The 21,687-nt window shown below is 63.9% G+C and carries 17 protein-coding genes and 1 tRNA gene; 13 read left to right on the top strand and 5 right to left on the bottom strand.

Annotated elements, in window-relative coordinates; all coding sequences use genetic code 11:
* The 3 genes from WG908_RS14360 to WG908_RS14350 form a co-directional block, all read left to right on the top strand.
* Window positions 1-454 (top strand): hypothetical protein (locus WG908_RS14360; protein WP_340187276.1); only part of this gene is annotated, 454 nt, incomplete at its 5' end.
* Window positions 451-1,074 carry a GTP pyrophosphokinase gene (locus tag WG908_RS14355; protein WP_340187275.1) on the top strand — a complete coding sequence of 208 codons (624 nt, stop codon included), beginning with the start codon at window positions 451-453 and terminating at the stop codon, window positions 1,072-1,074. The genes WG908_RS14360 and WG908_RS14355, both read left to right, overlap by 4 nt.
* A 495-nt stretch (window positions 1,075-1,569) precedes the next feature.
* Complete coding sequence (locus WG908_RS14350; RefSeq protein ID WP_340187274.1) at window positions 1,570-7,641, top strand: HTH domain-containing protein; 6,072 nt, start codon at window positions 1,570-1,572, stop codon at window positions 7,639-7,641.
* Between the two features lie 217 nt (window positions 7,642-7,858).
* Here WG908_RS14350 and WG908_RS14345 read toward each other — a convergent pair whose 3' ends face one another.
* Window positions 7,859-8,023: a DUF6771 family protein gene (locus WG908_RS14345; protein ID WP_340187273.1), complete on the bottom strand. Its 165-nt coding sequence runs from the start codon at window positions 8,021-8,023 to the stop codon at window positions 7,859-7,861.
* Window positions 8,024-8,054: 31 nt separating this feature from the next.
* Window positions 8,055-8,261, bottom strand: coding sequence for a hypothetical protein (locus tag WG908_RS14340; RefSeq protein WP_340187272.1), 207 nt, complete (start codon window positions 8,259-8,261; stop codon window positions 8,055-8,057).
* A gap of 224 nt (window positions 8,262-8,485) precedes the next feature.
* Between WG908_RS14340 and WG908_RS14335 the strand changes: the two genes are divergently transcribed.
* Genes WG908_RS14335 through WG908_RS14325 form a run of 3 tightly spaced genes read left to right on the top strand, consistent with a single transcriptional unit; the run spans window position 8,486 to window position 11,116 of the window.
* Window positions 8,486-9,034 (top strand): DUF3489 domain-containing protein, encoded by a 549-nt coding sequence (locus WG908_RS14335; RefSeq protein WP_340187271.1) that lies wholly within the window; start codon window positions 8,486-8,488, stop codon window positions 9,032-9,034.
* A 2-nt stretch (window positions 9,035-9,036) separates the two neighbouring features.
* Complete coding sequence (locus WG908_RS14330) at window positions 9,037-9,432, top strand: DUF2924 domain-containing protein (RefSeq protein WP_340187270.1); 396 nt, start codon at window positions 9,037-9,039, stop codon at window positions 9,430-9,432.
* Window positions 9,425-11,116 (top strand): recombinase family protein, encoded by a 1,692-nt coding sequence (locus WG908_RS14325; protein WP_340187269.1) that lies wholly within the window; start codon window positions 9,425-9,427, stop codon window positions 11,114-11,116. Before WG908_RS14330 ends, WG908_RS14325 begins: the two co-directional genes overlap by 8 nt.
* 236 nt (window positions 11,117-11,352) lie before the next feature.
* Here WG908_RS14325 and WG908_RS14320 read toward each other — a convergent pair.
* Window positions 11,353-11,437 (bottom strand) — tRNA-Leu (locus tag WG908_RS14320).
* Between the two features lie 174 nt (window positions 11,438-11,611).
* On the opposite strand from WG908_RS14320, the gene zwf reads away from it, so the two are divergent.
* From zwf to eda, 4 genes are read left to right on the top strand one after another with little or no spacing between them, the layout of a single operon-like run.
* Window positions 11,612-13,066, top strand: a complete 1,455-nt coding sequence (gene zwf / locus WG908_RS14315; RefSeq protein ID WP_340187268.1) for a glucose-6-phosphate dehydrogenase — start codon at window positions 11,612-11,614, stop codon at window positions 13,064-13,066.
* Window positions 13,059-14,888, top strand: coding sequence for a phosphogluconate dehydratase (gene edd / locus WG908_RS14310; protein WP_340187267.1), 1,830 nt, complete (start codon window positions 13,059-13,061; stop codon window positions 14,886-14,888). The genes zwf and edd overlap by 8 nt, the downstream gene beginning before the upstream one ends.
* Before the next feature lie 21 nt (window positions 14,889-14,909).
* The gene (gene glk, locus WG908_RS14305; protein WP_340187287.1) at window positions 14,910-15,878 is read left to right on the top strand and encodes a glucokinase; all 969 of its coding nucleotides are present in this window, start codon (window positions 14,910-14,912) and stop codon (window positions 15,876-15,878) included.
* Window positions 15,875-16,492, top strand: coding sequence for a bifunctional 4-hydroxy-2-oxoglutarate aldolase/2-dehydro-3-deoxy-phosphogluconate aldolase (gene eda, locus WG908_RS14300; protein WP_340187266.1), 618 nt, complete (start codon window positions 15,875-15,877; stop codon window positions 16,490-16,492). Before glk ends, eda begins: the two co-directional genes overlap by 4 nt.
* Window positions 16,493-16,550: 58 nt before the next feature.
* Here the strand turns inward: eda and WG908_RS14295 are convergent, their stop codons facing one another.
* Window positions 16,551-17,018: an SH3 domain-containing protein gene (locus WG908_RS14295; protein ID WP_340187265.1), complete on the bottom strand. Its 468-nt coding sequence runs from the start codon at window positions 17,016-17,018 to the stop codon at window positions 16,551-16,553.
* A 127-nt stretch (window positions 17,019-17,145) separates the two neighbouring features.
* Between WG908_RS14295 and WG908_RS14290 the strand changes: the two genes are divergently transcribed.
* Genes WG908_RS14290 through WG908_RS14280 form a run of 3 tightly spaced genes read left to right on the top strand, consistent with a single transcriptional unit; the run spans window position 17,146 to window position 20,317 of the window.
* Complete coding sequence (locus WG908_RS14290; RefSeq protein ID WP_340187264.1) at window positions 17,146-18,144, top strand: 2-hydroxyacid dehydrogenase; 999 nt, start codon at window positions 17,146-17,148, stop codon at window positions 18,142-18,144.
* Window positions 18,145-18,191: 47 nt separating this feature from the next.
* Window positions 18,192-19,466: an ammonium transporter gene (locus WG908_RS14285; RefSeq protein WP_340187263.1), complete on the top strand. Its 1,275-nt coding sequence runs from the start codon at window positions 18,192-18,194 to the stop codon at window positions 19,464-19,466.
* Window positions 19,467-19,471: 5 nt separating this feature from the next.
* On the top strand, window positions 19,472-20,317 hold the full coding sequence (locus WG908_RS14280; protein ID WP_340187262.1) for a glycosyltransferase family A protein: 846 nt from the start codon (window positions 19,472-19,474) through the stop codon (window positions 20,315-20,317).
* On the opposite strand, the gene WG908_RS14275 is transcribed toward WG908_RS14280, so the two are convergent.
* The gene (locus WG908_RS14275) at window positions 20,318-21,652 is read right to left on the bottom strand and encodes an MFS transporter (protein ID WP_340187261.1); all 1,335 of its coding nucleotides are present in this window, start codon (window positions 21,650-21,652) and stop codon (window positions 20,318-20,320) included.
* Window positions 21,653-21,687 lie beyond the last annotated feature (35 nt).

Below are 21,687 nucleotides of genomic sequence, written 5' to 3'. Positions count from 1 at the left end.
GGACTTCTTGGATTCCGATTTCAAAACTACCTCGGCCACTGGCACCAGGGTTCTAGCCGTCGCCATGCGTAATGCAGCAAAAGCGACCGAAAGTCTTGAAATCAAGAAAGAGATCACCGCCGCGGCAACGCTGGGGGCCGGTCTTAATGATCAGGTTATGACTGCAAACGACTTCATAGCACGCCTCGGCCTTTCCCAACCAGCGAGGGAGGCAATCACCGGACAAATGCGACATCAGGGGCTGTTGACCGAGCAGTTCCGCTTCAACGCGGATGAGTTCAACCGTCAACTTCCCTACAAATCTGTCGAACTCCACTCTGGCGCGATCCTGACCGCCGCCGCTACCGATTTCGATCAGGTATTCGCGCATAGCGAACCTAACGCCGAGGGGCAGGTCACATATACTGCAACAGGCAAAGTCATTAGCGAAAAGCTTGAGAAAGCTCCGAGATGATGATCGAGGACGAATATCGAGCACGATATGACAAGGTTCTGGTGCCGCTTGCTGCTTCGCTTTGCGAACTGCTGACCGAGCATCTAGCTGGCCAAAATCGGATCGACCGGATTGGCGCGCGAGCCAAAAGCGTTGATCGTTTCGTCGCCAAGGCTGGGAAAATGACGGATAGGGGTGTCCCCAAGTACGACCAGCCGCTCGCCCAAATCCAAGACCAAATCGGCGCCCGCGTTACCGTCTTCTACAAGTCCGATGTCGAACGCGTCCGTGAAATTTTGATGCGATATCTGCGGCCCGTTGAGTCCAAAAATCTCGTACCGGCATCAGAATGGGAGTTCGGATATTTTGGCTGGCACTCGGTATGCCTCTTCCCCGCCGAATTGATTATGCCAGATTGGCAAGTTGAACACGTCCCGCACTTTTTCGAATTACAAGTGAAGACGCTTTTCCAACATGCGTGGTCGGAGGCGAACCACGACCTTGGTTATAAGCCCGAGGGTGGCGGCTTTACCCCTGATCAGAACCGGATGCTCGCCTTCGCTTCAGCTCAAGCATGGGGTGCAGACCGCGCGTTCGATGAGCTATTTTGCGAGTCGCATGCTCTCAAGCGGCCAAGCTGAGATGGAAATGGTTGCTGTCCCCCAACCGGCAATAGGAATGAATGCCAGCTTTCGAGAGTGACTGAAGTCGTCCAAACCGACAACAACGAGGTGCAGAGCGGCAATCTCTATTATCGATGACCGATCTTTGCCGTTTAGCAGCAGATTTTTGATCTCAGATGCGGAACAGCAACTTTCCATGGTTAATTATCGGCCACCATTTGATGTTGTCGCTGCGCGAGCCTAATCGATTGTGCGACACGGTGTCCTACGGGGCCGCTCGCTCTCGAGTTGACAGGTCAGTGTTTCAGCTTGATGTGACGTCTGTGTTCCACGCAGACTAGCGCGGCGTGGAACATTCGCCTGATCAATGGGAAGTACGGGATAGAAGATCGTGAAGCTCATCCGTGCTAAGGCGAGGGACTATCGCCACATTATAGGTTTCACCCCGGTTGAGACCATTCAACCGACATACGTCATCCTGAAAGGCGGCGCCGAAGCCGCGGATCACCGACTATGGTGAAGGTCTCGCGCAATCCGAGTGACGAGCATGAATTTCACACCATGGGGTCGCGCCCCTTCGAGCATTTTGTTCGCGCGCTGCACGAGGCCCAGCCAAGCATACTCACGGCCTATCTCTACGGGCCGGACGGCCAAGGCCAGTTCGGGGCCGATCACATCGCGCCCCGCAACGACGGCACTGCCGACATAGAAATCGGGCAGAGCAAAGCTTACCGCCAGTTCGGACAAACCGCGGTTCGCGAAGCAGCCGACGCCTTCGTTGACCATTGGGAAGCTGAGTGGCGCAGCAAGCAGGTCAAGCGGTTCATCCTGTTTGTCGGCTGCGCTATAAAATCCCGCCAGGCCGCCGACGAAATCGTCGCCCAAACGCAGCGCTTTGCCACGCTTGGTGTCGAGTTTCTGGTGTGGGACGCCAACGCGATTTACGACCGGCTTTCGGCAGCGCCGCATGTTGTGCGAACACACCTCGGGCAGGAATGGTACGAAAAGCTCTTCGGCGAGCCTGTCGGACCTCTAACCGGGCTCCAGCAAGACCTGCAACGCGGTGACATGGGCGCGTTTCGCGTGGCCGTTTATGTGTCCCGCCTCAACCAAGCGGAAAGCGCCGAAGTTATCGAGCTTCGTCGCCGGGCACGGCGAGGCGAAGCGGCGCAGGTTATTGATTTGCTCGAAGCCACGCTGTTTGATCACCCGGCGGCCAGGGCGACCGCGCCAGACGTGCGTGCCCAGCAGCTTCGCCTTCTCGCCGGCTTGCTTATCCATCACGGCGACTACGCTAGGGTGAAAACGCTTCTCGACGAAGCAGATACGCTCGACGGTGATTCTGCGCGGCCGCGTGCCGTGCTTGCGCTGGAATCACTGGGACCTGCGATCGCCCTCGCTCAAATCCCGATCGACGCGGGTGCCGAACTGTCGGAGGTGCGTGCCGTGGCGCGGTTGCGCCAACAAGACAGCGCCGCTGCCCTGGCAGAACTTAAGCCTCACCTCGAAGCCGAGGCACCATCCGCCGAAACCTTACGCCTCGCCGCCCTTGCGACCCTACTTGGCAATGATCGCGAAGCTGCCGTTCGCCACGCCCGCCGGGCGGTCGCGAAGGACGGAGATTCCAGAGCCTGCCGGCAAGCTCTCGCCATCGCGCTGTTCTATCGCGCGCTCTCGCCCGCAGCAGAAGTCGGCACCGGTGAGTGGCCGCAGCCAGTCGACCTGCCCCTCGTCAACGAGTCCGATCAAGCCCGCCAAGATCTTGCGGAAGCTGAAACGCTGTTCGCAAAGTTGACGGAAGGGACCGATCTCAGCGAACATCATACCATGGTGCTGTGGCATTTTGGCACGCTAGCTTGCGCACCATCGCGACGCGACGATGCCCTCGCCCGCATTCGGACTTTCGAGGCGTCGGCCGAGGGTCTGCCGCCGCCGATCACCGCTTGGGCTATTTCCCGCGGCTTTCCATTCGACCAAGAAGCCGCCGCGCGGGTCTGCGACGCCAAAATCGCTGCCGATGCCACCGATTTCGAATCGCTCCTAATCCGGGTCGCGCTGGCTAATTTCATGCACGACGTCGCGCTCGGTCGCACGCTTCTCGAAAACGGCCGCGCTGCTCTGGAAGCTGCAGGACATGCCGACCTTTACACCTATTGGTTAGCCGTGCTCGACATGGAGTCGCACCTGTCGCCGTCCAAGGACGCCCTGAAGGCCCATCCCTGGCTCAAGCTCCGCCTTGCACTCGATATTCCCAAACGCAAGCTTCGCCTCAAGGCTATCACAAAGGTGCTCCAATCCTCGCTCGCCAATGATGGCGACGCTCGGGTCATCCTCACGGCGTCCCAATTTCTGCTTGACGGAGGATGGTACAATATCGCTGTGAAGTCGGCTGCGACCCTGATCAATCAGATTGGCACGGCCGAGGCAATCAGCATAGCGGCACAGGCGCTGTATCGCACAGGGCGCTATGCCGAGGCCTTGGCCGCCTTAGACAATTTGAGCGCGTTTCCGAATGGCCGCCTCCCAGTCGACTTGCAGCGACTGCGCACCGAATGTCTGGCTGGGTCCGGCGAGATCATGGCAGCACGAGAGGCCAGCCTGGCCATCGCACGCACCAGCGGTCAGACCGGCGATCTTTGGCGATCGATCGAATATCATTTGGCCAGCGGCGCAGCCTCGGCCGCGCTGGCCTTTTACGATGAGCATGCCGAAGCTTTGGGCAAACCGACGCCGGGCCATATTCATCTGGCGCGAGCAGTCCTGCATTCAGACCCGAATGCCGCAGCGCGCATAATTCGCCATGTGGCTGCCGATGCGCCTGATGAGCTGGTCACCGCAGCATTCGACCTGGCTTGCAAACTTCGCCTCTCCGACGAACAGCGCGTTTTAGTGGGACGGATGCAGCAGCTCGGCACCGACGGGGCCGGCGGCGTTCAGCTGCTCACGATCGATGATATTAAGGAGATGATCGAAAGCCGCCATGAGCAGGTAGACCGCCTCCTGGATCAATATCAACGCGGCCACGCACCCGTGCATGTGTTGGCCCAGATCAGGCCTGGAGCGCTTGCCGCCGGCTATCTTGGGCAATTACTCGATCCGCCGGAGCCCGCGTCGCGCACGCTTATGCTCTCCGCCCGCTATGGTCGTCGTTATAGTAGCGATGTGTGGCCCGCCGATCGCGCGCAGGTGAAGTTGCTCGCCGATATCTCGGCGCTCCTGACAGCGCATGGACTTGGCCTTCTCGACAATGTCGAGCGCGCTTTTCGTCCCATCTTCATCGCTCCCGATACGGTCAACATCCTATCCGGCATGCGCTCGGACATTGAGACTTCGCAACCGGACTACATTGCAGCAGCGGAGCGGGTTCTCGATGCATTCAATGACGGAGACCTGTTGGACCAAGCGGCGATCGACCAGATCGACACGTTCACGGTCCTTTGGGACGGCGATGTTGGCGAGCCAACGGCGACCCTCAATTTCAGCCGTCTCTATGAGGTATTCGAAGCTGCCGTGGGTTCGGGCGAGCGTGCCGCCGCCATCCGCGCGTCGCTCGGCAACACGCTCGAACTCGCCCCGGCTGGCGTGTCGCCACCGAAAGGCGCCACGTTGAACCTGCAATTTGGCATGGCCCAGACGCTGGAGGAGTGCGGTGCGCTCAAGCCATTGCTCCGGCATTTCGTGGTGGCGCTCACGATGGAAGACATCGTGCAGATGCGCTCCAGTGTCGCCGAAGCGCGGATGCGTGACCGACTAGCCAAAGCTCTCAGCGAACTGCTGGCGCGTGTCGCTTCGGGCCTTGAAGACGGTGCTTATAAGGTCGTTCCGCTTCAAAGGGACGCGATGCCCAATGTAGTGCAACGGGCATTCATGCAGTTGGTCGCCGCAATGTCGGATGGCCAATCGATCCTATGGGCCGATGACCGCTTCGCATCGTCGATCGATAATCCGCAATTCCGGGTGCAAACGACGGTGGAAGTGCTCGATGCCCTTCTGCGCTACCAGCGGCTTTCTCAACCCGCGGTCTATGATTATCGGCAGGCCCTACGGCGCGCACGTTGGATGTTTATGCCGCTGACGGGTGAAGAAATCGCCCATTTTCTGCGTCCGGCTGTTTCCAAAGGAGTTCTGACCGAAAGCACCGATCTTGCCACGTTGCGGCGGAGCGTCGCCGAGGCCCTTCAGGTTCGACGCATGCTGCAATGGCCGGATGCACAAGCTGCCGAACAGGGCGTGCGCGGCGAGATTCCCTATCTTCTCGATGCCGGACACGCCATCACCGGTGCCTTGGCTGCCATCTGGAACTCACGCGACTGGACCATCGAGGATGCGGAAGCCGCCTCCGCCTGGATCATCGACAACCTCGAAATCGAACTGTTCCCAATGCCCGTGCTTGGGGCAGGCGACCCGCGATCTGACTATTTGATAGGAATTCATCTCGCTGCCCTGATGCTGACAGGCCTGCAGATTCTCTCGCTGCGAGCGGGCAAGGGCAAGCAGAAAGCCTATCTCGACTGGATCTGGAACCACCTTGTCCGCGAGGCCCTGCGGGTGCGGCCGGAAGTGCGCACGTCGATGGAAGACATGCTTGAAGACCATTTGGGTCGAAATCTACTCGATGATGCGGACGAGCCGGCTGAGCAGGATAGCGATCAGATATGGAAGTCGTTGGTCGGAGACATGATTAACGCCTTGCCGCTGGCGCTGCGGAGCCGGATGCTCGACAAGCCGGCGATCCAGAAGGCGTTCGATATCCTGGACCACGGTCAGATTGGGATGGAGGGTTACGACTTCGATGAGATGGTGTTCTGGCGCGCGATTGCAGAGGGAACGCCGGGGATTCCAACGACGATAGCCTCTTTGGCCGGGCTCGATGCGCAGGTCGAAGTGACGCCTCTCGGCGAAGATCAACATGTCGCTATGACGATTGGCGGCGCGACGATGCGGCTCGACGCTTGGCCCTGGCGCATTGCTCATGAGCAGTTGGACATACGGCGCGCCGCGCTTGAGGAGCGGGCTGAGCAATTCGATCTGAGTAGCGGCGAGCTCGATTGCTTTGCCGAGGAGCTTGGCGCAGCAACGCCGGGGGCAGTCCGTGTGCGCGATGCCTTGCGGCGTTCGCATCAATCCATGGCACAATGGTATGCTGACCTAGCCAGCACTATCGAACAACGTCGACCGGTCCAGCTGTCCGACTTCGCCCCCGAGAATTACAGCAAGGTCATTGCCCATCTCAGACTAGAGCCTGGTGATAGCGATTGGAACGGTCCTGCCCGCAGATTGATGGACGCTAGAGGGCTGGAAGCGGCGATCCGGCGCTTGAGTGCGCTGCCCATCGCGATGCCCCCTGCCATCCAGTATGCCCTCCATGCATTGGACGAGCCGGCTCTTCTCGCGCTTTGCGACGGTCTTGGTGGCGATGGTGCGCCGCCCTGGACCAAGCTGTTCATCGCTCGGCCCCTTCTTGAGCGGGATACTTTGTCGGAAGACCTGCGACAGCGTCTCACGGCATGGGTCACGCAGCTCGCCGCAGATGACGATGCGCGCCTTCACTGGGACATCTACGCCGCCCTTGCCCGCTTCGCCGCCGGAGAAGGTCCGGCCAAGGCGGGGTGGCGAGATCTCGACGATCGCGGCCAGCTTGCGGCCTGCTGGCTCCACGCTGGTGAAGTCGCCAGTCGCATCATTGCCGGTCGTGTCCGCGCAGATAGCCTGATCGAACAGCTCGATGCACATCGCATGGTGTCGCCGCGCCAGCTTATCGAGGAGTCGCATAAATTTTCGGGCGACATGGCCGATCCCCGCCATGTCACCACAGACCGGCTGATGATGTTCTCGCTGGCACCTGGCCTGATCGAACTTGCGACCTGCGACGCAGCGGCGGCAACCGAGGCCCTGGCGGCGCTGCTGTACGAGGTCGAGGACGGCGAGCGCACGCCTCGGATAAACGTCATTCATAACGGATTGGCGACGGACAATCGCCTATCGAGCATCTTTTCGGCCGACATCGGGCCGGGCATCGACGCGTTGCACGCCGGTGCCGCGACAATCTTTGGCGACGGGCTCAAGAGCCTGATCAGCACATTTCTGGCTGCAAACCCAGCTACGAAACAGCACAACGCGGGTTGGACCTATCTGCGCATGGCGAGCGGAGAAAGCCGCCTGCCGAGCGATCTTGCAGACGAGGTGCGCGCCAAGGCGGCAAACATAGATCTTGCCGACGACAGTCTCGGCCTGCTGGATGCCCGGCTCCTGTTGCATTCGGTCACGACCCTGGCCGCGATCAACGGGTGGTCGGACTTAGCGCCGGCGGTCGACGCGGCTGCGACTGCGCTCGGTCCGCACCGCGGACTCAGTGACCTAGACGGGCCTTTGCTGTTTGAGATCGGTCTGTTGCGCGCCCGGCTTGAGAGCGAGACGCTGGCCCGGACAAAGACCATGGCTCATGAACTGCGTCGGCTGGGTGCGACCGCTGAACTGCGGGAACAAGCGGAACGAGCGGCCCTGCACTTTTCGCGTGGCCTGTCGGGCCAAGAAACCGAGGCTTTCGTTGACGTCCTTGCCAGTTTTCGGGCTGAGACTCCGTAGCGCGGCAGTCAGGCGCGATAAGTTGGCGATGACACATTGGCTCCGTACCTACCTGCTCTATTTTGCGGTGTGGGTAAACGATCATTCTGCGATCCAACCTCGAAATACGCAAACTTTAGGAAAAATGGGCTCACGGCTGGAATGTCCGTTGTCCCTCTGACGCTTCTCCAAACCGGACAGTCTGCTAGGTCCCATGCTTGGCCATTAACTGCCTGTCCTACTCTACGCCCTTCGTCCTCAATGCAGCGGCGATCATGGCAGCGAGGCTCTCTTCAGCGCGCAGTCGCAGAGTTGGGTCGCTGACGGAGAGGTCATGCCTGATCCACTGCGGGGCTCGTGTCAGGACAACAGTTATGATGTTCGCCAGATGTTGATCTTCCATTACCAGACACCAGCATGGCGATGGTGGTCCGTCAACCGCGGCTGGCGTCAGCGACCGCGATAGCGTCGCACAGGGCGATAGCATCGTGTGCCAGCGCTCTAACCCGACCCACAAGTTCCGGGATCTGCCCTGGCCTGGGCACCTGTCCTTCGACCGCAAGCCCCACCCCGTCCTCGAACTTGGTCGTGAGCAGCGCAAACATCTGCCCGATCAGCGCGTCGATATCATCGTCCTGCATGGTGTCTGCGCCTCCTGCGGCCAGAAGCGGCACCTATGCGCCACAGTCCAGACCCAGCTTTCGTAATAGCCTGCATATTCCCCTCGACTTGGGGGCCGAGCAGAGCGAACGCTGTGCTTGTCGAATCGCGGTCCTGGTGGCCGCTGCCCCGGACGGTCGCTGACCCGCGGGGCTTTGGGTGGTGGGAGCAGCATCATGCTGCTTGCCCTGACAGGAGACCACCGATGACCGCTCTTATCCGCCTGACCGATATCCAGCTGATCCTGCTTACCACCGCTGCCGCACGCGCCAATGGAAGCCTCCTTCCCCCGCCCGACACGCTGGGCGAGGCCCCTGCCCGTATCCGCAAAGTTGTCCAGCAGCTCATCCGCCGTGGCTTGGCTGTAGAGACCGAGCTTGCATCAGGCGCAGACGTGTGGCGCACACAAGATAACCGCAGTTTTGGTGTTGCCATCTCCGATAAGGGTCGCGCGGCGATTGAGGTCCGTCGAGGGGATATCGTCCCGGTACATGAGGATGACGTCGCAGCCCCCAGCATCGACGCCAGCGCAGCGCCTGCAAGTGGCCCCCTCCCCCCTCGCAGCAAGAGCGCTGCGGTGCTGACCATGCTCCGGCAGGATGAAGGCGCGACCCTGGATGAGCTGGTCGCCGCCACCGGGTGGCTGCCGCACACGACTCGCGCGGCGCTGAGCGAACTGCGTAAAAAGGGCCATGCTATCGAACGGGGCAAGCGTGAGCAGGTGAGCATCTATCACCTTAAGGCGCAGGCCTGACCATGGCGAAGATTGCTGACCGCCTGGCAGCGCTGTCGACGATGCCTGCCGCGCAGCTGCGTTTGGAATGGGAGCGGGTCTATGACAGCCCCGCTCCCACCATCAGCGACGAGCTGCTGCGCCATGGCATCGCCTATCGGATCCAGGGCGGATCGACTCGCGCGGCGGCAGGTGCGCCGCGCGGCAGCGGCAAAGCGCCCCGGCAGGTGCTCAAGCCCGGCACCCAGCTGATCCGCAGCTGGAACGGCCGCACCATCTCGGTGACCGTGGAGGACGATGGCTTCCTGTACGAGGGGCAGCGCCTCGCATCGCTCAGCGCCATAGCCCGGCTCGTCACCGGCACGTCCTGGTCGGGGCCACGCTTCTTCGGGCTCAAGGACCTCGGCACGCGTGGCTAGGCGGCGTGCCTCGCCTGAGCCAGCGCAGGCAGGCCGCACCCGCTGCGCTGTCTATACGCGCAAATCCACCGACGAAGGGCTCGATCAGGCATTCAACAGCCTCGATGCACAATATGAGGCATGCACGGCCTATATCGCATCGCAGCGGCATGAAGGCTGGACGCTGGCGCGCGAACGCTATGACGATGGTGGCTTCTCGGGCGGGTCGATGGAGCGCCCCGGCTTGCAGCGCCTGCTGGATGATGTGGCGGCCGGGCGCGTTCAGGTCATCATCCTCTACAAGATCGACCGCCTGACCCGCAGCCTGTCGGACTTCGCCCGGATCGTCGATGTGCTGGACAAGGCAGGTGCCAGCTTCGTCTCCATCACCCAGTCGTTCAACACCACCACCAGCATGGGGCGGCTCACCCTCAACATGCTGCTCTCCTTTGCCCAGTTCGAGCGCGAGGTCACCGCCGAACGTATTCGTGACAAGTTTGCGGCATCTCGCGCCAAAGGCATGTGGATGGGAGGATCGGTGCCGCTTGGCTACAAGGTCCAGGATCGCAAGCTGGTGGTGGACGAGGCGGATGCCAAAACCGTACGCTATCTCTTTGCCTGCTATGCTGACCTGGGATCAAGCAAAGCCGTGCTGGCGAAGCTGCGCGAGCAGCAGATCACCACCAAAGCCCAGCCCCTGTCCGATGGTCGCATCCGTGGCGGCGGATCGTTCACGCCGGGCGGACTATTCTATCTGCTCAAGAACCGGACCTACATCGGAGAGGTCGTTCACAAGGGGGCGGTCTATCCTGGTGAACATCCGGCGATCATCGACGCTGATCTGTGGGCACAGGTTCAAGAGCGCATCGCTCTCAATGCTACGCAGCGCGTAAGCCGGGCCAACGCCACCAACCCCAGCTTGCTGGCGGGCAGGATCATCGATGGCCTGGGACGACCCATGACACCCAGCCATGCGACCAAGGGCGGCCGGCGCTATCGCTATTACATAACCCATGAATCATCGATCACCGACGCAGAGCCGGTCTGGCGGATCAGCGCGCCGGATGCAGAAGCAGCGGTGAGGGAATCTCTCAAACATCATCTTGGCGATCGATCCGGCATCTGTCGACTGATCGATGCGGCGGGCGGTGATGCGCAATGTCTCGGCCGCGCGCTTGATCGCGCCGCCGATGCGATCCGCACGCTGACCGATCGTCCACGCGAGCGCGCGCTGGTGGAAAGCCTCGTGACGCAGGTAAAGCTGCTCAGCGATCATATCGAGATATCTATCGATCCTCATGCCGCCGCTGGTCATCTGGGGCTGCCCCCATTGACCGGTGCAGTCGAACCCCTGATCGAGCGCATCGCCATCGCGCGGGTGCGCATCGGCAAACAGGTCAGGCTGGTCCTGGGCGATGCTCCCTCCCGCCCGGACGCGACGCTGGTAGAGCTGCTTACCGAGGCCCATGCTGCACGCGAGCGCGTGATGGCAGCGCCCGGTCAGACCATCCAGGACATCGCGGCAGCCACCGGCCAGTGCCGCAAGCGATTCGCAAAGCTGGTGCGCCTCTCCTGGTTGTCGCCATCGCTGGCCAAGGCCGTCCTCGATGGCGCCCAGCCTCCTCACCTTGATGCCAGAGCGCTGCTTGCGGTCAAGCTGCCGCTCGACTGGCCATCGCAAAGGCGCGTCCTCGGGTTCGCCTGATCCCTGACGTCTTCTCCGTTCCACCATCGATATACAGACCAAAGCTAAGCCGCCGACAGGCCGTGGGGTCTGGAATTTGGCCCTGTGAGACTTGGCGCCAAATTGCCCCGCCCGGCCGCCTCGGCCCGGTCTCTCGACCTCACGCGCCGAAAAGCACTACGCAATAGGCGCAGTTCTGCGCCGCATTCAGGCCCGGCGGACAGACTGCCGGCAAAGGGAAGGATACTCAGAATGAGTGGTGCGGGCGGTCGGAATCGAACCGACACTCCTTGCGGAACCGGATTTTGAGTCCGGCGCGTCTACCAGTTTCACCACGCCCGCGTTCCCGATCCCGGATGGCGGGATCGGCGTGGCGGCTCCTATAGGCCAGCTCGATCGATAATGCCATAGCCTGAAATCACCGGTCGCGCCCTATTGCACCGCATTACCCAGTCGCTATAGGTCAGGCATCTCGTGCAGGGGATGTCCGCGCATTAACGGCTAGGGATACGCCTTTTGACCGAAGCATCAGCCACGCTCATTCTATTCGGCGCGACCGGCGATCTGGCCCACCGGATGCTGTTTCCCTCGCTCTACAACCTGCTGGCCGACGACCTTCTCCCGCATGATTTCCTGATCATAGCCTCCGGCCGCACCGACATGGCGCAGGATGCATTTCGCGACGATATCGATGCCGCGCTGCAAAAGTTTCTGAGCGCCGACCGCTATGATGCCGATGTCGCGGCGCGGCTGCGCGCGATGATCGCCTACCAACCTGTCGAGGCGGGCAATGCCGACCAGTTCCGCGCTCTGGCCAAGCGTCTCGACGGGCGGCTGGAACGGGGCGTGTCGGTCTATCTTTCCACGCCGCCATCGCTGTTCGCGCCCACCGCGCAATGCCTGGCGCAGGCGGGGCTTATCGGCCCCGCCACCCGGATCGCGATGGAAAAGCCGATCGGCAAGGACCTTGCGTCGTCGCGGGACGTGAATGACGCGATCGGCGCACTGTTCGACGAAAGCCAGATCTTCCGCGTCGACCATTATCTGGGCAAGGAAACGGTCCAGAACCTGCTCGCCCTGCGCTTTGGCAACATGCTGTTCGAACCGCTGTGGAACGCCACCGCCATCGACCATGTCCAGATAACCGTCGGCGAGACGGTCGGGCTCGAAGGCCGCGTCTCTTATTATGACGGGGTCGGCGCGCTGCGCGATATGGTGCAGAACCACATGCTCCAGATCCTCTCGATCATCGCCATGGAGCCGCCGGCGCGCATGGACCCGACAGCGGTCCGCGACGAAAAGGTCAAGGTGCTGCGCTCGCTCCGCCCGATGGATGGCGAAGCGGTCAAGGTCCACAGCGTGCGCGGCCAATATACGCCAGGAGCGGTCGGCGGCCAGATCGTCACCGGCTATGCCGACGAACTCGGCCAGCCGTCCACGACCGAAACCTTCGTCGCATTGAAGGCGCATATCGACAACTGGCGCTGGCAAGGCGTGCCCTTCTACCTGCGCACCGGCAAGCGGATGCCCAGCCGCCAGTCGGAAATCATGATCCAGTTCAAGCCCGTCCGCCACAGCATCTTCGGGCGCAACGGCGGCCTGGAACCCAACACTCTCATCATCCGGCTCCAGCCCGAAGAAAATATCCGCCTGCTGATCATGACCAAGCGACCGGGGCTGGACCGGCAGGTGCAGCTGGAGGAAGTGAGCCTCGACGTGTCGCTCTCCAATGCCTTTGCCGGGCAGCGGCGGCGTATCGCCTATGAACGGCTGTTGCTGGACCTGCTCGAAGGCGAACAGACCCTGTTCGTGCGCCGCGACGAGGTGGAGGCGCAATGGGCATGGATCGATTCGATCATCGAGGGCTGGCGCAACGCCAATATGAAGCCCGCCCCCTATGCGTCCGGGAACTGGGGGCCCTCCTCGGCCATTGCTCTGATCGAACGCGACGGAGCAAGCTGGCATGACTGATCTTCATCCGGTGATAGCAAGGGTCACAGACCGCATCATCGCCCGCAGCGCCCCGCGGCGTCGCCAATATCTCGACCTGATCGAGCGCGGCCGCGACGCGGGGACCAACAGGGATCAGCTATCGTGCGGCAACCTTGCCCACGCCTTTGCCGCCAGCGGCGAGGACAAGCCGGCGATCCGCGCCGGCCAGGCGATGAACATCGGCATCGTCACCGCCTATAACGACATGCTGTCGGCGCATCAGCCCTATGGCCGCTATCCCGAAGCGATCAAGATCGCCGCGCGCGAGGTGGGGGCGACGGCCCAGGTCGCGGGCGGGGTGCCCGCGATGTGCGACGGCGTGACCCAGGGCCAGGCCGGCATGGACCTGTCGCTGTTCAGCCGCGACACGATTGCGCTGGCCACCGCCATCGCGCTGTCGCACGCGATGTTCGAAGGCAATCTGATGCTCGGCATCTGCGACAAGATCGTGCCCGGCCTGCTGATCGGCGCACTGCGCTTTGGCCATCTGCCCACCATCCTGATCCCGGCCGGACCCATGCCATCGGGCCTTGCCAACAAGGAAAAGGTCCGCATCCGCCAGCTTTATGCGCAGGGCAAGGTCGGCACCGCCGAACTGCTCGAAGCCGAAAGCGCCTCCTATCATGGCGCGGGCACCTGCACCTTCTACGGCACGGCGAACAGCAACCAGATGATGATGGAAGTGATGGGCCTCCACATGCCCGGCGCCGCGTTCGTCAATCCGGGGACGAAGCTGCGCGGCGAACTCACCCGCGCGGCGGTGCATCGCGTTGCCGCGATCGGATGGGATGGCGATGACTATCGGCCTCTGGGACACTGCATCGATGAAAAGGCGATCGTGAACGCGATCATCGGTCTGATGGCGACAGGCGGATCGACCAATCACGCGATCCATATCCCGGCCATCGCGCGCGCGGCGGGGATCAGCGTGGATTGGACCGATTTCGCCGAATTGTCCGATGTCACGCCGCTGCTCGCGCGCGTCTATCCCAACGGTTCGGGCGATGTGAATCATTTCCATACCGCCGGCGGCATGGCATGGATCATCCGCGAGCTGCTGGGCAACGGCCTGCTCCACCGCGACATCATGACCGTCGCCCGCGCCGACCTGACCGATTACGGCAAGGAGCCGGTGCTGGAGGATGAGGCGCTGCAATGGCGCGACGTGCCCCAGACCACGCGCGACGATACCATGCTGCGCCCGGTGTCCAGTCCCTTCAGCGCCGATGGCGGCATGCGCCTGCTGTCGGGTAACCTTGGCCGGTGCGTCATGAAGGTCAGCGCGGTCGATCCCGCACGCTGGACGATCGAAGCACCCGCGCGGATCTTCCAGACCCAGGACGATGTCCTGCGCGCGTTCAAGGCGGGCGAGCTTGAACAGGACGTCGTCGTCGTCGTCCGTTTCCAGGGACCGCGCGCCAACGGCATGCCCGAACTGCATAAACTGACGCCCGCGCTTGGCGTGTTGCAGGACAAGGGATTGCGCGTCGCGTTGCTGACGGATGGCCGCATGTCCGGCGCATCGGGCAAAGTCCCCGCCGCCATCCACATGTCGCCCGAAGCATTGGGCGGCGGCCCGATCGCCCGGCTGCGCGACGGCGACATGGTGCGGATCTGCGCCGCCGAAGGTATGGTCGAGGCGCTGGTCGACGCGACCGAATGGGCCGCGCGCGATCCCGCCCCGCCGCCCCCCCCGCCCTATGACACCGGCCGCGAGCTGTTTGCCCTGTTCCGTCATCACAGCGACCTGGCGGAGGCCGGGGCCTCACCGATCCTGGCCGCGATGGAAAGCGAGCTTTAGACCGGTGCGGCGGACCATATGATGACTCAGATCGTCGCTGCCGACATCGGCGGCACCAACGCCCGCTTCGCCCTTGCGACCCTGGACGCCGCCGGCGTGCCGACGCTTGGCACCGTGCGCAAGTACAAGGTCGCCGATCATGCCAGCCTGCAATCCTGCTGGGCCGCGTTCCTGGCGGATGAGGGCGGCGCGCTGCCAACGGCGGCCTCCATCGCCTTTGCCACCGCGATCGGCCGCGACGTCATCAAGCTCACCAATTCCAACTGGGTGATCCGCCCCGAAACGCTCGCCTCCGATCTTGGCGTCCACCACCTGCGGCTGGTCAATGATTTCGAAGCGGTCGCGCATGCCGTAAAGCGCCTGCCCGCGGACAACCTGCCGCTGCTGTTCGGCCAGGATCGCCCCTTCCCGACGGATGGCGGCGTCACCATCCTTGGCCCCGGCACCGGCCTTGGCGTCGCGATGATCGCCTATGACGATGGCATGCCCCATGTTATCGCGACCGAAGGCGGCCACCTCGATTTCGCTCCGCTCGATGCGATCGAAGGCAGGATCCTGGATTATCTGCGCGGCAAATTCCTGCGCGTGTCGACCGAGCGGATCGTATCCGGTCCCGGCCTCAACAATATCTACAAGGCGCTGGCGACGATCGGGCATGATCGCGTCATGCTGATGGAGGACGCCGAACTGTGGCAGGCCGCGCTCGATGGCAGCGACGGTTTCGCGCGCGCGGCGCTGGAGCGTTTCTGCCTCTGCTACGGCGCGGTGGCGGGCGACCTTGCGCTGGCGCAAGGTCCCCATGCGGTCGTGCTAGCGGGCGGCCTGACCCAGCGTATGCTCGACTTTTTGCCCGCCAGCGGCTTCCACGCCCGGTTCAAGGCCAAGGGCCGCTTTGAAAGCCTGATGGCGTCGGTGCCGATCCGCTGCGCGATTCATGACGAAATCGGCCTGTTCGGCGCGGCTGCGGCCTATCGGGAGAAGACAGCATGACCCTTACCGTCGAAACCGTCATGGAACTGGCGCCGGTCATCCCGGTACTGGTGATCGACCGGGTCGAGGATGCCGTGCCGATCGCGCAGGCACTCGTCCGGGGCGGGCTGCCAGCGCTCGAAGTCACGATGCGCACCGCTGCCGCGCTCGAAGTGATGCGCGAAATGGCGCAGGTCGAAGGCGCGGTGGTCGGCGCGGGCACGGTGCTCAACCCGCGCGACCTCGATGCCGCGCTCAGCGCCGGCGCGCAATTCATCGTCAGCCCCGGCCTGACCGAACCGCTCGGTCGGGCGGCGATCGATACCGGCGTGCCGTTCCTTCCGGGCACGGCCACCGCTGGCGACATCATGCGCGGGCTGGACATGGGCCTGACCCATTTCAAATTTTTCCCCGCCGAAACATCCGGCGGCCTGCCCGCGCTCAAGGCGCTCGCCGCGCCACTTTACCGCGCGCGCTTTTGCCCCACGGGCGGCATCACCGCCGACAACGCCGCGCAGTGGCTCGCCCAGCCCTTCGTCAAATGCGTCGGCGGCAGCTGGATCGTGCCCAAGGGGCCGGTCGATCCCGAACGGATCGAAACCCTCGCCCGCGTCGCCGCCGGCTTGAGCACCTGACTGCCCCTTCTGACCGCCGGTCGTCCCTGCGTCATGCAAGGCCATGCGGACAGATGGGTCAGTCCGTCCCGCCCCATAGCTGATCGGCGCGGACGAAGCCGTGCTGCCCCCGCACGTCCAGCGTGCACCAGCCGTTCGAACAGGCCGACAGCCGCCCGACCACCCCCGCCTGCGCCCGGAACAGTGCCCGTGCGCCATCATCTGCCGATTCGCGCATCGGCGCGAGCGGCGCGATGACGATTGCGGTCCGCGTATCGCTCAGCAGGCGGACGTGCATCCATCCCTGCGTGCCGGTCGAATCCTCGACCTTGCGCCACAGCCCCAGGACCTGCACCACCTTGACCGGCAGGTCGCGGCGCCGATAGACCCAGCTCGACGGGTAATCGAGGCTGGGGCCAACCCGCATCCGCGCCTCACCTTCCGAAATCGACGCCCAATAGGGCACCGGCCGTGTCGATTGCGCGGGCGCGCCCGCCGTTGCCGCCAGCGCCGCGAAGATGCCCGCCAGGGCCAGCCAGATCTTCATCGTCAACCACTTGTCCCACGAACCATGAAATGCAGCATAGCGGGGGGACGGGCCGTCCGACAACCGCTGTCTTGTCCTGTGCCCGATTAGTCTTGACCCCGGCGGCGCGCGCGCATAGCGGCCAGTCATGGCCAAGAAACCGCGCCCAGCCAAACCCCGGGTCATCGTCACCCGGCGACTGCCCCCCGCTGTCGAGGCGCGCATGGCAGAGCTGTTCGACGCCAGTTTCAACGTCGGCGACACGCCGATGGATCATGCGGCGCTCGCCGGTGCGATGGCGCAATGCGACGTGCTGGTGCCGTCGGTCACCGACCAGATCGACGCCAGCCTGATCGAAGGCGCGCCGGATCGGTTGCAACTGATCGCCAGCTTCGGCAGCGGCGTCGACCATATCGATCTTGCCGCCGCGCAGAAAAAAGGCCTGATCGTCACCAATACGCCCGGCGTCCTGACCGAGGACACCGCCGACATGACGATGGCGCTGATCCTTTCGGTGCCGCGCCGCCTGGCCGAGGGCGAAAAGCTCGTTCGCTCGGGCGCGTGGACCGGCTGGAGCCCGTCTGGAATGCTCGGCCACCGCATCGGCGGCAAGCGGCTGGGGATCATCGGCATGGGCCGCATCGGCCGCGCCGTCGCCACCCGCGCCCGCGCCTTCGGCCTCACCATCGCCTATCATAACCGCCACCGCCTGCCGTTCGAGGTGGAGCAGGATCTGGACGCCGCCTTTCATCCCGATGTCGAAACCATGCTCGCACAAAGCGACATCATTTCGATCAACTGCCCGCTCAATGCCGGCAGCAAGGGGATGATCGACGCCCGCCGTCTCGCGCTGATGCGGCCCGACGCCTATCTCATCAACACGTCGCGCGCGGAAATCACCGACGAGCCGGCCCTGATCGCGGCGCTCAGCGAAGGCCGCATCGCCGGCGCGGGCCTGGACGTCTACGCTCACGAGCCGGCCATCGACCCACGCCTCTTCACCCTCTCCAATGTCGTGCTGCTGCCGCATATGGGCTCTGCCACGTTCGAGGGCCGCGACGCCACCGGCGCGCGCGTCATCGCCAACATACGCAGCTGGGTGGATGGCCACCGCCCCCCCAACCAGGTGCTCGAAGCCTGGGTGTAGGGTGCGCTTATCAAAGTCTTTACCGCAATCACCCTAGACAGCGGTTCATGCGCCACATCCTTTCCCTTGCCGCCGCCACCCTGTTCCTTGTCGTGCCGCAGGGCGCACAGGCGCAGGTCGCGGTCGCCGACAGCGGCGACACCGGCTGGATGCTCGCCTGCACCATGCTGGTGCTGGTCGCCGCGATCCCTGGCCTCATGTTTCGCCATGCCGGCCTCGTCGGCGTCCGCAACGCGCTGTCCGTCATGGCGCAGGGAGCCGCCGTCGCCGCCGCCGTTTCGATCGCCTGGGGCGCCATCGGCTACAGCCTGGCCTACGCGCCGGGCAGCGCCTGGCTGGGCGGCGCCGGCAATGCGCTGCTCGCCAATCTCGGCACGCTGCGCGACGGCCTGACTGTCCCTGAATCGGCCTTCGCCCTGTTCCAAATGAGCCTGGCGATCTTTGCCGCCGCCCTGATTCCCGGCGCGCTTGCCGAGCGTACGCGTGTGGGCTGGATGCTCGCCTTCGCGCCGCTCTGGATGCTGGTCGTCTATGCGCCCGTCGCGCGCTGGACCTGGGGAGGTGGCTGGCTCGCCGAAATGGGCGTGCTCGATTATGCGGGCGCGCTCGTCGTCCATATCACCGCAGGATTTTCCGCCCTTGCCCTTGCCCTGATCGTTGGCCCCCGCCGGGAGCCAGGCGAGGGCCATTCGCCGCTGCTCACCCTTGCCGGTTCGGCTCTGGTCTGGATCGGCTGGATGGGGATCAGCGGCGGCTGGGCGCTCGGCGCGACCGACGATGCCGCCAGCGCCCTGCTCAACACCCATTTCGCCGCCTGTACGGCGGCATTGTGCTGGGCGCTGCTCGATCGGCTGGCGACCGGCCGCGTCAGCGCGACCGGCATCATGTCCGGCGCGCTTTCGGGCCTTGCCGCCATCTCGGCCAGCGCGGGCCTGGTCGGCGCGGGCGGTGCGATGATGATCGGGCTGATCGCTGCTGCCGTCAGCCGTTTTGCCTTCGCCCTGCTGCGCGGGGGCAAGGCCGATGACGCCGCCGCCATCTTCGCCATCCATGGCATCGGCGGCCTTGCGGGCATGATCCTGCTCGTCCCCTTCACCCTTCCCCTGCTTGGCGGGGTGGGCCTGGATCCTTCCCTTGGCGTAATGACGCTCGCGCTCATGCAGCTTGCAGGTGTCGGCGTGGTCGCACTCTGGGCGACGATCGGCGCGGCGATCCTCGGCATCGGCCTGTCACTGCTGGTGCCGATGCGCGTGAGCGAAGCCGATGAGGATATCGGGCTCGACGCTTCGGCGCACGATCAGCAAAGCTGGCTGTTCCGCTGAAGCCGATGACGCTCGCGGTCGCCATTTTCGCGCATCAGGAGGAGCGGCGGATTGCGACCTGCCTCGCGTCGCTGCCGCTCGACCGGCCCGACACGCTGTTCCACGTCCTCGTCAACGGATCGACCGACGCCACCGCCGAACGCGCGCGCGAAGCCGCCACCGGTCGAGCCAACATCATCGTCCACGACATCCACCCCGGCGGCAAGTCGCGCACCTGGAACCGCTTCGTCCACCACATGCTGTCCGGCCAGGAAAAGGCGGTCGTCTTTCTCGACGGCGACGCCGAAATCGCGCCCGGCTCGATAGAAGCGTTGACGGCGGGTCTTGCCGCAAGTCCTAGCGCCAATGCCGCCGCCGGCATGCCCATCAACGGCCGCAAGGCGCGGGCCTATCGCACCATGCTGCATGACGAGGGCGGCCTGTTCGGCGATCTCTACGCCCTGTCTGGCCGCTTCGTCGCCGCGATCCGCGCCGCCGGCCTGCGCCTGCCCGACGATCTGATAGGGGACGATGGCCTCGTCGCCGCCTGGGCGCACACCGACCTACAAAGCGACGCGCATTGGGACACCGCCCGCATCCTGCCATGCGACGGCGCGGGCTTTCGCTGCGAACCGGTCAGCCTCGCCCATCCCGCCACCTGGGCGATGCAATACAGGCGGATGGTCAATTATTCGGTGCGCCATATGCAGAACCGGATCGTATCGGACATCATGGGTCGCAACGGGCCGCAGGGCCTGCCGCCGCGCCTTGCCGATCTCTATCCCGACTGGCTGCCGCGTCTGGCCCCGCGCCCCGGCATCACCGGCTGGTTCGATCGCCAGGCGCTGGCGAAGATGCGCGCCGCCGGCTGATCAGGCCTCACGCTTGGACGCCAGTTCCTTGTTCACGAACAGCGCGACCAGCGTGCAGACCGCACCCGACAGCAAATAGCCGCCCGACGCCGCCAGCCCGAACGAGTCGGACAGCGCAAGCGCCACCAGCGGCGCGAAACCGGCGCCCAACAACCATGCCAGGTCCGACGTCAGCGCCGATCCGGTATAGCGTGTCGCGCTTGAAAAACTCGATGCGACCACGCCCGACGACTGGCCAAAGCTCAGCCCCAGCAGCATGAAGCCGATCACCATGAACGCCACTTCGCCCAGGTCGCCGCCACTCAGCAGCAACGGCGCGGCGACGCTGAACAGCGCGATGCCAACCGCCGACCAGCCCAGCAGCCGGCGTCGCCCGATCATGTCGGCAACGAAGCCCGATACGATGATCGCCAGCACGCCGACGGCCGCCCCGATCATCTCGATCACCAGGAACCGCTGCAACGGCTGATCGGTATAGAGCGCGATCCAGGACAGCGGGAACACCGTCACCATGTGGAACAGCGCGAAGCTCGCGAGCGGCGCGAAGGCGCCGACGATGATCGTGCGCCCGTCCGCCCTGATCGTCGGCAGCACGGGTGACGGCTGCAACTCGCGCGATTCGAACAGGCGCTCGAATTCATGCGTCATCACGATCCGCAGCCGCGCGAACAGCGCCACGACATTGATCGCGAAAGCGACGAAAAAGGGATAGCGCCAGCCCCAGCCGATGAAGTCGGTCCAGCTCAGCGTCGACAGGAAGAAGGCGAACAGCCCGCTGGCCACCACCAGCGCGATCGGCGCGCCCAGTTGCGGCATCATCGCATACCAGCCGCGCTTGCCCTGCGGCGCGTTGAGCGACAGCAGCGAAGCGAGGCCATCCCATGTGCCGCCCAGCGCCACCCCCTGCCCCGCACGGAACAGCGCGAGCAGCAGGGCGGACCAGTGGCCGATACTGTGATAGCCCGGCAGGAACGCGATCGCCGCGGTCGATCCGCCCAGCAGGAACAGCGCGATGGTCAGCTTGACGCCCCGACCGTAAATCCGATCGATGGTCATGAAGACCAGCGACCCGATCGGCCGGGTGACGAACGCCAGCGCGAAAATGCCAAAGGAATAGAGCGTGCCCGTCAGCGCATCGACATAGGGAAAGACATGGGCGGGGAACACGATGCACGACGCGATGGCATAGACGAAGAAATCGAAAAACTCGGACGTCCGGCCAATCACGACGCCGATCGCGATCTCGCCCGGCGCGATGCGCTTTTCCCGCGCGGTCATGTTGCGCGCATCGCGCTCCAGCGGCGTGGATGACGGCCTGTGCGTCGCGCTACTCATCTTGGCCCGCCATGGTTCAACTCGCTCCTGGTCCT

It is taken from the genome of Sphingobium anseongense (assembly GCF_037725245.1).
Taxonomy (GTDB): Bacteria; Pseudomonadota; Alphaproteobacteria; order Sphingomonadales; family Sphingomonadaceae; genus Sphingobium.
The sequence above is the reverse complement of the archived record's forward strand: the minus strand, read 5'-3'. Positions and strand labels throughout refer to the sequence as shown.

What these genes read in the sequence shown, in the direction of transcription:
- WG908_RS14340 (WP_340187272.1), bottom strand. Translation starts at nt 8,261, where the DNA reads ATGCAGGACGATGATATCGACGCGCTGATCGGGCAGATGTTTGCGCTG.
- WG908_RS14280 (WP_340187262.1), top strand. Translation starts at nt 19,472, where the DNA reads ATGACGCTCGCGGTCGCCATTTTCGCGCATCAGGAGGAGCGGCGGATT.
- WG908_RS14275 (WP_340187261.1), bottom strand. Translation starts at nt 21,652, where the DNA reads ATGAGTAGCGCGACGCACAGGCCGTCATCCACGCCGCTGGAGCGCGAT.
- WG908_RS14335 (WP_340187271.1), top strand. Translation starts at nt 8,486, where the DNA reads ATGACCGCTCTTATCCGCCTGACCGATATCCAGCTGATCCTGCTTACC.
- WG908_RS14295 (WP_340187265.1), bottom strand. Translation starts at nt 17,018, where the DNA reads ATGAAGATCTGGCTGGCCCTGGCGGGCATCTTCGCGGCGCTGGCGGCA.
- edd (WP_340187267.1), top strand. Translation starts at nt 13,059, where the DNA reads ATGACTGATCTTCATCCGGTGATAGCAAGGGTCACAGACCGCATCATC.
- WG908_RS14355 (WP_340187275.1), top strand. Translation starts at nt 451, where the DNA reads ATGATGATCGAGGACGAATATCGAGCACGATATGACAAGGTTCTGGTG.
- WG908_RS14345 (WP_340187273.1), bottom strand. Translation starts at nt 8,023, where the DNA reads ATGGAAGATCAACATCTGGCGAACATCATAACTGTTGTCCTGACACGA.
- eda (WP_340187266.1), top strand. Translation starts at nt 15,875, where the DNA reads ATGACCCTTACCGTCGAAACCGTCATGGAACTGGCGCCGGTCATCCCG.
- glk (WP_340187287.1), top strand. Translation starts at nt 14,910, where the DNA reads ATGACTCAGATCGTCGCTGCCGACATCGGCGGCACCAACGCCCGCTTC.
- WG908_RS14350 (WP_340187274.1), top strand. Translation starts at nt 1,570, where the DNA reads ATGGTGAAGGTCTCGCGCAATCCGAGTGACGAGCATGAATTTCACACC.
- WG908_RS14330 (WP_340187270.1), top strand. Translation starts at nt 9,037, where the DNA reads ATGGCGAAGATTGCTGACCGCCTGGCAGCGCTGTCGACGATGCCTGCC.
- WG908_RS14290 (WP_340187264.1), top strand. Translation starts at nt 17,146, where the DNA reads ATGGCCAAGAAACCGCGCCCAGCCAAACCCCGGGTCATCGTCACCCGG.
- WG908_RS14285 (WP_340187263.1), top strand. Translation starts at nt 18,192, where the DNA reads ATGCGCCACATCCTTTCCCTTGCCGCCGCCACCCTGTTCCTTGTCGTG.